12 protein-coding genes and 1 pseudogene are annotated in these 11412 nt (G+C 74.7%); 9 read left to right on the top strand and 4 right to left on the bottom strand.

Annotated elements, in window-relative coordinates; all coding sequences use genetic code 11:
* The 3 genes from ACW0Q9_RS24250 to ACW0Q9_RS24240 form a co-directional block, all read left to right on the top strand.
* Positions 1 to 475: CapA family protein (locus ACW0Q9_RS24250; RefSeq protein WP_456185015.1), on the top strand; the 475-nt coding region annotated here is incomplete at its 5' end.
* A gap of 67 nt (positions 476 to 542) precedes the next feature.
* The gene (locus ACW0Q9_RS24245) at positions 543 to 1211 is read left to right on the top strand and encodes a GntR family transcriptional regulator (RefSeq protein ID WP_456185013.1); all 669 of its coding nucleotides are present in this window, start codon (positions 543 to 545) and stop codon (positions 1209 to 1211) included.
* On the top strand, positions 1208 to 2518 hold the full coding sequence (locus ACW0Q9_RS24240) for an MFS transporter (protein ID WP_456185011.1): 1311 nt from the start codon (positions 1208 to 1210) through the stop codon (positions 2516 to 2518). The genes ACW0Q9_RS24245 and ACW0Q9_RS24240 overlap by 4 nt, the downstream gene beginning before the upstream one ends.
* On the opposite strand, the gene ACW0Q9_RS24235 is transcribed toward ACW0Q9_RS24240, so the two are convergent.
* Positions 2511 to 2930 carry a hypothetical protein gene (locus tag ACW0Q9_RS24235; RefSeq protein WP_456185009.1) on the bottom strand — a complete coding sequence of 140 codons (420 nt, stop codon included), beginning with the start codon at positions 2928 to 2930 and terminating at the stop codon, positions 2511 to 2513. The two genes, ACW0Q9_RS24240 and ACW0Q9_RS24235, sit on opposite strands and share 8 nt — an antisense overlap.
* 134 nt (positions 2931 to 3064) lie before the next feature.
* On the opposite strand from ACW0Q9_RS24235, the gene ACW0Q9_RS24230 reads away from it, so the two are divergent.
* Positions 3065 to 4153 carry an S-(hydroxymethyl)mycothiol dehydrogenase gene (locus ACW0Q9_RS24230; RefSeq protein ID WP_456185007.1) on the top strand — a complete coding sequence of 363 codons (1089 nt, stop codon included), beginning with the start codon at positions 3065 to 3067 and terminating at the stop codon, positions 4151 to 4153.
* A complete protein-coding gene (locus tag ACW0Q9_RS24225) occupies positions 4150 to 4779 on the top strand; it encodes an MBL fold metallo-hydrolase (protein WP_456185005.1) in 630 nt (209 codons plus the stop codon). Before ACW0Q9_RS24230 ends, ACW0Q9_RS24225 begins: the two co-directional genes overlap by 4 nt.
* Before the next feature lie 46 nt (positions 4780 to 4825).
* Here the strand turns inward: ACW0Q9_RS24225 and tsaA are convergent, their stop codons facing one another.
* The 3 genes from tsaA to ACW0Q9_RS24210 are packed head-to-tail and all read right to left on the bottom strand — an operon-like array spanning position 4826 to position 7037.
* The gene (tsaA, locus tag ACW0Q9_RS24220) at positions 4826 to 5236 is read right to left on the bottom strand and encodes a tRNA (N6-threonylcarbamoyladenosine(37)-N6)-methyltransferase TrmO (protein ID WP_456185003.1); all 411 of its coding nucleotides are present in this window, start codon (positions 5234 to 5236) and stop codon (positions 4826 to 4828) included.
* Complete coding sequence (locus ACW0Q9_RS24215; RefSeq protein ID WP_456185001.1) at positions 5233 to 6180, bottom strand: anti-sigma factor RsbA family regulatory protein; 948 nt, start codon at positions 6178 to 6180, stop codon at positions 5233 to 5235. Before ACW0Q9_RS24215 ends, tsaA begins: the two co-directional genes overlap by 4 nt.
* On the bottom strand, positions 6177 to 7037 hold the full coding sequence (locus tag ACW0Q9_RS24210; RefSeq protein WP_456184999.1) for an MEDS domain-containing protein: 861 nt from the start codon (positions 7035 to 7037) through the stop codon (positions 6177 to 6179). Before ACW0Q9_RS24210 ends, ACW0Q9_RS24215 begins: the two co-directional genes overlap by 4 nt.
* A 536-nt stretch (positions 7038 to 7573) precedes the next feature.
* Here ACW0Q9_RS24210 and rho point away from each other — a divergent pair.
* The 4 genes and pseudogenes from rho to ACW0Q9_RS24190 form a co-directional block, all read left to right on the top strand.
* Positions 7574 to 8680 (top strand): annotated as a pseudogene (rho, locus tag ACW0Q9_RS24205) (transcription termination factor Rho); the annotation flags it as partial.
* Positions 8681 to 8691: 11 nt separating this feature from the next.
* On the top strand, positions 8692 to 9156 hold the full coding sequence (locus ACW0Q9_RS24200; protein ID WP_456184997.1) for a VOC family protein: 465 nt from the start codon (positions 8692 to 8694) through the stop codon (positions 9154 to 9156).
* Positions 9157 to 9214: 58 nt separating this feature from the next.
* Positions 9215 to 10294, top strand: coding sequence for a DUF3626 domain-containing protein (locus ACW0Q9_RS24195; protein ID WP_456185017.1), 1080 nt, complete (start codon positions 9215 to 9217; stop codon positions 10292 to 10294).
* Between the two features lie 217 nt (positions 10295 to 10511).
* Positions 10512 to 11255, top strand: a complete 744-nt coding sequence (locus ACW0Q9_RS24190) for a hypothetical protein (RefSeq protein WP_456184995.1) — start codon at positions 10512 to 10514, stop codon at positions 11253 to 11255.
* The last annotated feature ends 157 nt before the right edge of the window (positions 11256 to 11412 follow it).

Below are 11412 nucleotides of genomic sequence, written 5' to 3'. Positions count from 1 at the left end.
CGCCGAGCGGATCGCCCGGACCGTGCGGCCGGCGGACCTGGTGGTGGTCTCGGTGCACTGGGGGAGCAACTGGGGTCGCGAGGTGCCGGACGAGCACGTCGAGTTCGCGCACGCGCTGGTCGACGCCGGGGTGCACGTGGTGCACGGGCACTCGTCCCACCATCCCCGCCCGGTCGAGCGCTACCGGGGCCGGCTGATCCTCTACGGCTGCGGCGACCTGATCGACGACTACGAGGGCATCGGCGGGCAGGAGGCGTACCGGCCCGAGCTGCGGCTACTGCACCTGCCCACCCTCGACGCCGCCACCGGCGAGCTGCGCCGGCTGCGCCTCGTTCCGGTCCGGATGCGCCGGATGCGCCTGCAACCCGCCACCCCCGCCGAGGCCGGCTGGCTCGCCGACCTCCTCGACACCCTGGGCCGGCCCTCCGGTACCCGCTTCACCCGCACGGCCGAGGACGTCATCGCGCTCCGTTGACGTGGCCCGGGCCACGTTCGCGGCGGTGGGCGACGGCACCCGCAGGCCCGGGGCGCACCATAGATACATGACGCATCCCACCCCGGTGCCCGGCGCCCGGCCGGCCGCGCCGTCCGCCGCCGAGCGGGCGTACCAGCACCTCAAGCGGGCGATCCTGGAGCAGGTCTACCCGGGCGGGCTGCTGATCAGCGAGGGCGAGATCGCCGAGGCGACCGGGGTGTCCCGGACCCCGGTCCGGGAGGCGCTGCTCCGCCTGGAGGCCGAGGGCCTGGTCAAGCTCTACCCGAAGCGCGGAGCGCTGATCCGGCCGGTCTCGGCCCGGGAGATCGCCGACGTCGTCGAGGCCCGCCGCCTGGTCGAGCTGCACGCCGCCGAGCGGGTCTGGCCGCGACGGGCCGCCATCCGCGGCGACCTGGCCCGCTGGCTCGACGAGATGCGCCGGTCCCACGCCGCCGGCGACGTCACCGCGCTGATGGCCGCCGACCGGGCGTTCCACGCCACCGTCGTGGAGGCGGCCGGCAACGAGATCCTCGCCGAGCTGTACCACCGGCTGCGCGACCGGCAGCTGCGGATGGGCGAGGCCAGCTTCCGGCTCTCGCCGGGCTGGGCCGAGGTGGCCCTCACCGAGCATGCCGGCCAGCTCGCCGCCCTCGACGGCGACGACCCGGGAGCGTGGCTGGCCGCGGTCGGCGCGCACATCGACAACGCCGCGACCGTGCTGCGGACGCTGCGGTGAGCGCCACCACCTCCACGGTCATCCCGCGCCGCTCCGCCGCCCTGGTCTTCGCGGTGGCCGTCACCGCGTACGTGGCCGCGGTCTTCCACCGCAGCTCGCTCGGCGTCACCGGGGTCGACGCGGCGGAGCGCTTCCACATCAACGCCGCCGCCCTGGCCACCTTCAGCGTCGCCCAGCTCGCCGTCTACGCGGCCATGCAGATCCCGGTCGGGGTGCTGCTCGACCGGTTCGGTTCGCGCCGGCTGCTGCTGGCCGGCGGCGCGCTCATGGTGGCCGGGCAGCTCTGCTTCGCCGTGGCCACCGACGTCCGGCTCGCCGTCGCCGCCCGGGTGCTGGTCGGCCTGGGTGACGCGATGACCTTCATCAGCGTGCTGCGGATCGTGGCGTTCTGGTTCCCGGGCCGGCGAAACCCGCTGCTCGTGCAGCTCACCGGCACGGTCGGGCAGCTCGGGGCGGTGCTCGGCGCCGTACCCCTGGTGGCGCTGCTGCACCACGCCGGCTGGACGCCGGCGTTCCTGACCGCCGCGGCGCTCGGCGCGACGGTGCTGCTGCTGGTGCTCGTCGCGGTCCGGGACACCCCGCACGCCGGGCACACCACCGCGCTCGCACCCGACCTGGCCACCGTACGCCGGCAGCTCGCCGACGCCTGGGCCCAGCCCGGCACCCGGCTGGGCCTCTGGACGCACTTCGTCACCCAGTTCTCCGGTTCGGTGTTCGCGCTCCTCTGGGGCTACCCGTTCCTGGTGCAGGGCCAGGGCTTCGCGCCCACCTCGGCGGCCGCCCTGCTCACCCTCATGACGGTGGTGACCCTGATCTGCGGCCCGGTCATCGCCCACCTGTGCGCCCGGCACCCGTTCCACCGCTCGGCGGTGGTCTTCGCCATCACCGCCGCCACGGCGGCCGTCTGGGCGGTGGTGCTGGCCTGGCCCGGCCGCGCCCCGCACGGGCTGCTCGTGGCCCTGGTGGTCGTCCTCGCGGTCAACGGCCCCGGCTCGGTGATCGGTTTCGACTACGCGCGCACCTTCAACCCGGTGCACCGGATCGGCAGCGCCACGGGCATCGTCAACGTCGGCGGGTTCGTCGCCTCGATCCTGCTCATCCTGGCCGTCGGCGTGGTGCTCGACCTGACCACGCCGGCCGGTCGGAGCACGCCGCCGCTGTCCGCGTTCCGCTGGGCGTTCGCCGTGCAGTACCTGCTCTGGGGCCTCGGCGCGGTCCAGGTGCTGCGCTACCGCAACGCCGCCCGCCGCCGGTACGCCGCCGACACCGTGCCGGTGCCCGCGGCCGTGGGGAGTCCGGTCACGTGAACCGGCGCTTGTGGGCCAGTGAGTCCAGCACCAGCGTCAGCCCGGCGCCGACCAGCCAGCTGTCCTTGGCCAGCCCGATGCCGGCCTGGGACGGCTTCAGGCTGTTCGCCTCCCGCATCCCGGGCGTCTTGAGGTAGAGCTGCACCAGGCCGGCGCCGAAAGCGGTCAGCCCGGCGCCGACCAGCAGCGACGGCACGAACGGGGTGAGCAGCGCGGCGCCCAGCGCGATCTCGGAACGGGACAGCAGCTTCGCGAACTGGTCTGGCGGGAACTGGCGCAGCTGGGGTATCGCCCCGACCGCCATGCCGTGCATACCGGCGGCGGCCTCGCCCTCCAGGGTGCGCTTGGACAGCCCGGAATTCAGGAAGAACGCGCCGATGATGATCCGTAGCGGCGCATGGGTCAACCTCATGATCACTCCCGTCGGTGCCGGAGAACCGGGCCCCCGCGTACCCCGCAACGCGCCGGATAACCCGCCCATCGGCCCTGGGCCGCCGACGATGATCGGCGGTAGGTTCGGCTTCCGAGCGAACCTGAGGAGGCACCGTGAGCCAGGAAGTCCGGGGAGTCGTGTCGCTGCGCAAGGGCGCGCCCGTGGAGGTCACCACGATCGTGGTGCCCGACCCCGGGCCCGGCGAGGCGGTGGTGCGCGTGCAGTCCTGCGGGGTGTGCCACACCGACCTGCACTACCGCGAGGGCGGCATCAACGACGACTACCCGTTCCTGCTCGGCCACGAGGCCGCCGGCATCGTAGAGCAGGTGGGGGAGGGGGTCACCGACGTGGCCCCCGGTGACTTCGTGGTGCTCAACTGGCGGGCGGTCTGCGGGCAGTGCCGGGCCTGCCGGCGGGGCCGCCCCTGGTACTGCTTCAACACCCACAACGCCGCGCGGAAGATGACGCTGACCGACGGCACCGAGCTGGCGCCCGCCCTCGGCATCGGCGCGTTCGCCGAGAAGACCCTGGTGCACGCCGGCCAGTGCACCAAGGTCGACCCGTCCGCCCGGCCCGCCGCCGTGGGGCTGCTCGGCTGCGGCGTGATGGCCGGCCTCGGCGCGGCCATGAACACGGGCGGCGTCACCCGGGGCGACTCGGTGGCGGTGATCGGCTGCGGCGGCGTCGGCGACGCGGCGGTGGCCGGCGCGGCGCTGGCCGGGGCGACCACCATCATCGCGGTGGACACCGACTCCCGGAAGCTCGACTGGGCGCGGAAGTTCGGCGCCACGCACACCGTCAACGCCTCCGAGGACGACCCGGTCGAGGCGATTCGCGCCGCCACCGGCGGATTCGGCGCCGACGTGGTCATCGAGGCGGTGGGCCGCCCGGAGACCTGGAAGCAGGCCTTCTACGCCCGGGACCTGGCCGGCACGGTCGTGCTGGTCGGCGTGCCCACCCCGCAGATGACGGTCGAGCTGCCCCTGCTGGACGTCTTCGGCCGCGGCGGCGCCCTCAAGTCCAGCTGGTACGGCGACTGCCTGCCCAGCCGCGACTTCCCGATGCTCACCGAGCTCTACCGGCAGGGCCGCCTCGACCTGGACGCCTTCGTCACCGAGGAGATCGCCCTCGACCAGGTCGAGGAGGCGTTCACGCGGATGCACCACGGCGACGTGCTCCGGTCGGTGGTGGTCTTCCCGTGACCGCCCGCGTCGACCACACCGTCACCTCCGGCACGTTCTCCCTCGACGGGCAGACCTTCGACGTCGACAACAACGTCTGGGTGGTCGGCGACGACACCGAGTGCGTGGTCCTCGACGCCCCGCACGACGTGGCCGCCATCCGCGCGGTGATCGGCGACCGCCGGGTGCTCGCCGTGCTGGCCACCCACGCCCACGACGACCACGTCCGGGTCGCGCCCGACCTGGCCCGGGCCACCGGGGCGCCGGTGCTGCTGCACCCGGCCGACCGGGTGCTCTGGGATTTGGTCCACCCGGCCACCCCGCCCGACGGCGACCTCACCGACGGGCAGGTCGTCGAGGTCGGGGGCACCACGCTCCGGGTGCTGCACACCCCCGGTCACAGCCCGGGCGCGTGCAGCCTGTACGCCCCCGACCTCGGCGCGGTCTTCACCGGGGACACCCTCTTCGCCGGCGGTCCCGGCGCCACCGGCCGCTCCTTCAGCGACTTCGGGACGATCGTCGAGTCGATCCGCGCCCGGCTGCTCACCCTGCCACCGCAGACCGTGGTCCACACCGGACACGGCGACGACACCACCATCGCCGCCGAGGCGCCCCACCTCGACGAGTGGATCGCCCGCGGGCACTGAGCCGATCGCCCGGCCGGGTCAGCGGCCCGGCCGGGCGCCGCCGGCCTCAGCGCTCGCCGTCGAGCACCGGCTTGACATCGAGTACGGGAGTGCCGTCGAGCGCCTCCAGGTCGGCGACGTGCAGCCGTGCGCCGGTCACGTCGAGCACCCGCACCCGGTGCAACCCGATCGGGTTGGGCCGGTGCGGCGAGCGGGTGGCGAACACGCCGGTCTCGGGCCGCGACACGTCTCCGCGCGGGTGCACCGCGAGCACGTCCCGCCGGGCCCGGTCCAACCAGGTCAGCACGAGCACGTCCGCGCCGGGCCGCAGGCCGTGCAGCGCCGGGGCGTACGCCTCGTCGAAGACCAGCCACGCCGGCGGCGCGCCCTCGTCGCCCTGCTTCGGCGCCGCCGCCGGATCGGTCAACGGCGACTCGACCCGGCCGACCGCACGCAGCGTCGGTTCCGTTCCCGTCACGGGGCCTCCCTCAGCATGTGCAGCCGGACCGTGGTGCCGGCCGCCGTGGTGTGCACCAGCACGAGGTCGCACAGGGCGTGCACGATGACCAGCCCTCGCCCGCCGATGCCGTCGTGCGCCGGGGCGAGCCGCCCGGCGAGCGGGTCGGCCAGCCAGCCGTCGTCGTGGACCTCGCACACGAGGTGCCGGTCCGTGCACCACGCCTGGAGGGTGCCGGCGCCCCCGGCGTGCGCCACGCTGTTCGTGGCCAGCTCGGTGACCGCGATCTGCAGGTCGGGCACCCGGTCGGCGGCCAGTCCGGCGGCCACCGCCTGGTCGGCGACGAACTGCCGGACCCGGGGCAGCGTCGCCAGGTCGTAGCGGAGCACCGCGACCTGCTCGGCCGGGGCGGGCAGCGGCTTGTTGTGCCGCTCGGTGACCTCCACCGGGGCGTAGCCGGCGATGCGCCGCCACCCACCGCCGTCGACCAGCAGCGGGTGCGTGCAGCGAGCCTCGGCGAGCACGCCGGGGTCGAGTCGGCCCGCGTCGTACGGGCAGAGGATGCTTCCCGCGCGGCCCGCGAACGCCCAGTTGATCGCGGCCTCGTGCTGGGCGCAGGCCCGGTACTCCTCGGCGGTGCGGCCGGCCCAGATCGGCTCGCCGATGACCCGGAACCGCCGGTCGGGATGCCGGTCGGCGAACGCCTGCAGCACCCACGGGATGATCCGGCCGGGGTTGCGCCCCGCCTCGGTCATGTCGGCCCACCCGACGGCGTCGCCGGCCGCGCCGAGCGCCCCGCGGATCAGCGCGAGCTGCGGCCCGGGCGTGGCCACCAGCACCGGCTCGCCCGCGGCGAGTCCCTCCTGGACGAACGGCACGGTGACCGCCAGCAGGCTCGCGGCGTCGGTGTAGAACGCCAGCTCGTGCCGGAAACCGGTCGGTGTCGGGCCGGGGGGTGCGCTCACGCCGGTCGCTCCGTCGAGACGTCGTCGAGCAGGTGCAGCAGCCGGTGCAGGGCCGGCCGGCAGCCGACCAGCCGGATGCCGGTGGCGCTGGCCCGATTCGCCCGGACCAGCGCGGTGGCGGCGCCCACGTCGGCGAAGCTCAGGTCGGAGACGTCCAGCACGGGTGGCCGTCCCGCCGCCCGCTCGTCGGCCGTCACGTCCGCCAGCACCGCGGTGAACGCCTCCCGGTTGCTCCGGTCCACCTGACCCACCAGCCGCAATCCCGGCGGGTCGGTCGTCCGGTACGCCCGCAGCAGCGGCGTCCAGGTCCGTGCGCTCTTCGGCCCGGCGGTGCCGGGATGGGCCGCGACGAGGGCGCGCATCGCCTCGGCCGGGAAGAGCCGCCGGTCGTACAGGCACAGGCCGGCGATCCGCGCGTCCAGGAAGAGCGGGTTGAGCGCGGTCTCGTAGCGGCGCAGGTCGTCCAGGGTGTTGCCGCTGCGCAGCACCCACGCCATGTCCCCGGCCAGCCGGATCCCCGGGTAGCCCTCCTGTCGCGCGCGGTCGACCTCGTCGACCACCGTGGCGACCATCGTCTCCGGAGCCGGCCGCCCGCCCGTCGGATAGACCTCCACGGCGGGCACGATACGCAGCCGGCCGGCCGCCACCGCGGCCTCGGTCGGCACGCCGACGGCGTCGACCCGGGCGCGCAGCGCCTGCGGCGGCGAGGTCTCGGTGAAGCAGACGACCTTGTGACCGAGGCGCAGGCCGGCGGCGGCGAAGCGGCCGACGGCGTCGAGAGCGTCGCTCTCGTCGTCGTGCGTCCAACACACGTGGTCACCCAGGTGGACCTGGTCGACCACGGTCGTAGCAGTCACGGTGCGGGCCTTCCCGGTCGGCGCGTCCCTCACTGTAACGCCGGCCCGGGTCCGGACCGAACCGGCCGCGATCCGCTTGCCGGCGGCGGCGTTCCGGGGTTAACCTGACGACGGATCCGGATGCCGGCGCGGCGCGCCACCCGGAATCCGCTCTCCCGAGTGTGGCCGCCGCCCGGTTCGGGTCGCCGATCCGGCCGCCAGCACGCGTCCCACCGCCGTCCGACACCCGGCACGGACCTCTTCTGGACCGACCCCGGTCGTCCGTCGGCCGGCACCCGCCAGCGCCTCGCGCGCCCGGTGCCGGAGAGGCCCGTCGTGCTGTCTTCCGCCGCCTTGCACATCCGGGCGGCGAGCTGTCCGGGCCGCGAATCCGCCGTGTTGCCCCGGCGGAGCCGGTGAATCGTGCGGCCCGTGAGCCCCATCGCCCCGCGCATCGGCCGTGCCGCCCGTTCGGGCCGCCGACCACCCCTTCCTACCTCCGTCCCGATCGGGGACCACCCATCGAAAGGCTCTCCATGACCGACACCTCCGCGCCGCTCCCGGTGAGCGGCATCGTCGACACGGTCGACGACCACGCGCTGCTCCGGGTGGACGGCTACCTGCCCTCCGCCGCGGACGCCCACCTCACCGCCGGCCAGGTGCGCCGGTACGGCCTGCGCCGCGGCGACCTCGTCACGGGGGCGGTCGGTGCCCCGCCGCGCATCGGCCGGCACGCCCCGCTGGTCCGGCTCGACACCGTCAACGGGACGCCGCCCGAGCAGGCGCGCCGCCGCCCGGACTTCCACCGGCTGACGCCGGTGCACCCGCAGGAGCGGCTGCGGCTGGAGACCGAGCCGAACGTGCTGACCACCCGGGTCATCGACCTGGTGATGCCGATCGGCAAGGGCCAGCGGGCGCTGATCGTCTCGCCGCCGAAGGCGGGTAAGACGATGGTGCTGCAGGCGATCGCGAACGCGATCACCCGGAACAACCCGGAGTGCCACCTGATGGTGGTGCTGGTCGACGAGCGGCCGGAAGAGGTCACCGACTTTTCTCGGTCGGTGAAGGGCGAGGTCGTCGCGGCCACGTTCGACCGTCCGCCGCAGGACCACACCACGGTGGCGGAGCTGGCGATCGAGCGGGCGAAGCGCCTGGTCGAGCTGGGCCACGACGTGGTCGTGCTGCTCGACTCGCTCACCCGGCTCGCCCGCGCCTACAACCTGAGCGTCCGCCCGGCGGGCCGCACCCTCTCCGGCGGCGTCGACGTGGCCGCGCTCACCCCGCCCAAGCAACTGCTGGCCGCCGCCCGCGCGGTCGAGGAGGGCGGTTCGCTGACCGTCATCGCGTCGGCCCTGGTCGAGACCGGGTCCGCCGCGGACGGCCTCATCTTCGAGGAGTTCAAGAGCACCGGCAACGCCGAGCTGAAGCTGGACCGGTCGCTGGCCGACCGGCGTACCTTCCCCGCCGTCGACCTGCGCGCCTCCGGCACGCGACGGGAGGAGCTGCTGCTCACCGACGTCGAGCGGGATCGCCTGCGGGCACTGCGTTCCGCGCTGTCCGTACCGGACCGGCAGGCGGCGCTGGACCAGCTGCTCCGCCAGCTCGCCGGCACCGGCGGCAACGCCCACTTCCTCGCCCGCCTCGGCGCCGCGACACGCGGCTAGGATCCTCCGTCATGGACGATTCCCGAGCCGACGGGCCGCCGACCGTACGCCAGCTGCGCCTGGTCGTCGAGGCCGAGGACTACGACGTGGCGGTGGCCTTCTTCCGGGACGCCCTGGGCCTGCCCGAGCAGGAGGCGTACTCGGGCGGCGACGGCGCCCGGGTGGTGATCCTGGAGGCGGGCCGGGCCACCCTGGAGCTGGCGAATCCGGCGCAGAAGCGGCTGATCGACGAGGTCGAGGTCGGCCGCCAGGTCGCGCCCCGGTTGCGGGTGGCGTTCGAGGTGGACGACAGCCGGGCGGTGACCGAGCGCCTCGTCGCGGCGGGCGCCACCGAGGTCGCCCCGCCCACGGTCACCCCGTGGCAGTCGCTCAACGCCCGCCTCGACGGCCCGGCGGGCCTGCACCTCACCGTCTTCCAGGAGCTGCGCGACCCGGCGGAGCGAGCGGCCCTCGACGGCTTCGGCACCGACGCCTGAGAATCCCCGTGGCGCCCCGGTGGGAGGCGCGGCGATACTCGGGCCCGTGTCCGACCTGATGGTGACCCCCGCACAGGCCGCCGCCCTCCGGCACGTCCGCGACGTCGCCCTGCGGGACCGGCCGGCGGCGCTCGCCGTCATCGCCCGGCACCTCGCCGGCTCCGGCGCCGCGTACCGCTGCGAGGAGGTTCTCGCGGCGGTGGCCGCACACGGCCGCCTGACCCTCAACTTCCACCCCGACCGGCTGCTGCGCGACGGCCGGACGGTGGCCGAGGCGCTCGACCAGGACGGCGTCTACCGCAGCCAGTTCGAGACGGGCATCTCCAACGGCGGCCTGACCGCGTTCCCCGGCGGCGACCGGGACCGCTGGGAGGAGGGGCTGTTCGGCGGGGCGTACCAGCGGCCCGGCGTGTCCGCCGCGGAGCGCCCGAAGTACGGCGGCCTCAACCTGCTCGACCACCCGGACGGCGCCTGCCCCCGGTTCGGCTCCTGCCATCTGCGCCTGCGCCCCGCGACGCTCGCGCGGGCCACCTTCACCTTCGGCGACAGCCACCTCGGTCCGAAGGACCTCGGCACCGTCACGGTGTTCGAGCCGGTGCTCGCCGCGCTGCTGGCCGCCACCGCCGAGACCGGGGTCAGCCTGGGCGTGGCCGGCATGGACACCGGCACCCTGCTGCGGACGCTGCTGCGCCGCCGGGAGCGGGCGTCCGACGCGGCCGGGCGGGCGCTGGACGACTACGTGGAGGCGCAGGTGCACGGTGAGGTGAGCCTGGCCCGGGACGTCGAGGCCGTGGTGGTCGACCCGTCGTTCCGGGGCACCGAGGAGGGGCGGATCCTGGCCGGGCTGGCCCGGCGGCACGGCTTCACGCTGCGCTGGCACACCGGGTTCGAACTGCCGGTGGACGGTGTCGACGCCGAGTTCCGGGGGCCGGCCATCCCGCCGCTCGCCGCCCGGGTGCACGCCGAGTTCGCCCGCCCGGGGGAGCCGGTGCACGCCGCGCTGATCGGCCGGGCCGCCGCCTCGGTGGTCCGCGAGCCGCAGCGCTGGGCCGACCACGGGCCCGCCGAGGTGACCCTCCAGCACCTCAAGCAGCTCTGGCACGTCCTGGTCCGGTTCGGCGTCCCCACGACCGGTTGAGGCCGGCTCGCGCCCCACCGCGCCGACCGTCACGACCATCCCGAATCCCGGGTGACCTGGGCCGCAGCCCCGGCGGATCCGCACATTTCCGGAATGCCCGACAGGCCGAGCTGGTTGTGTCCCCCGTACCGCCGGAACGCAAACCCGTACCGGCCAGTAGTTCCCCCGAGGGGCGCTCACCCCGGAGCGCGTCGTAACGATCGAAAGGGCAACCATCGTGAAGCAGTACTTCACTGAATGGCTCCCCGCCATCGCGAAGACCGCCGTCGCGAAGACCGCCACCGCGAGGACCGCCATCGCCACCAGCCCCAACCGGCGCGCCGCGCTGACCGTCGCGGGTGTGGCCTGCCTGGGCGGGCTGGCGTTCGGGCCCACCGCCGTCGCCGCACCGGTGACCAGCGGCCCGCACACCGGCGCCCTGGCCGCCATCGGCCTGGCGACCGGCAAGAAGACCGGTACCGAGACGGTCAAGTCCGACCTGACCACCGGCGGTGACAAGGTCCCGACCAAGGCCGACCGGCCCAGCCGGGAGCAGCTCATGCCGCACGGCGTCGAGGGCGCCCAGTCGCGCATCCCGCTCGACGACGCCCAGCTCGAGAACGCCAAGGCCATTGTCAAGGCGGCCAAGGAGACCGGCGTGGGGGAGCGGGGCGCCGTGATCGGCGTCGCCACCTCGCTGCAGGAGTCGAAGCTGTACAACCTGGGTCACCTCGGCGCCTACAACGACCACGACTCGGAGGGCCTGTTCCAGCAGCGCCCGTCGTCCGGTTGGGGGACGCCTGAGCAGATCACGGACCCGGACTACTCCAGCAAGGCGTTCTTCAACGCCCTGAAGAACGTCGGCGGCTGGCACGACCTGCCGCTGACCGCAGCGGCCCAGACGGTCCAGGTCTCCGCCTTCCCGTACGCGTACGCGCAGTGGGAGGAGCAGGCGGCGGACATCGTCCAGCAGCTCTGGTGACAACAACACCCGCGTAACCGGCCGGCCCCGCCAGGGGCCGGCCGGTTCCGTCTCTCCGTCCGGGGCGACTGTCCGGTTCGCGCCCAGGGCGGTGCGCTCGGTGGAACGCCATGTGTGTCTCCGAGGCCCGGACACACCCATGGTGTGCCCCCGGACG

The organism is Micromonospora sp. I033 (assembly GCF_053890995.1).
Note: the sequence above shows the minus strand (reverse complement) of the source record. Positions and strands in the feature narration are given on the sequence as shown.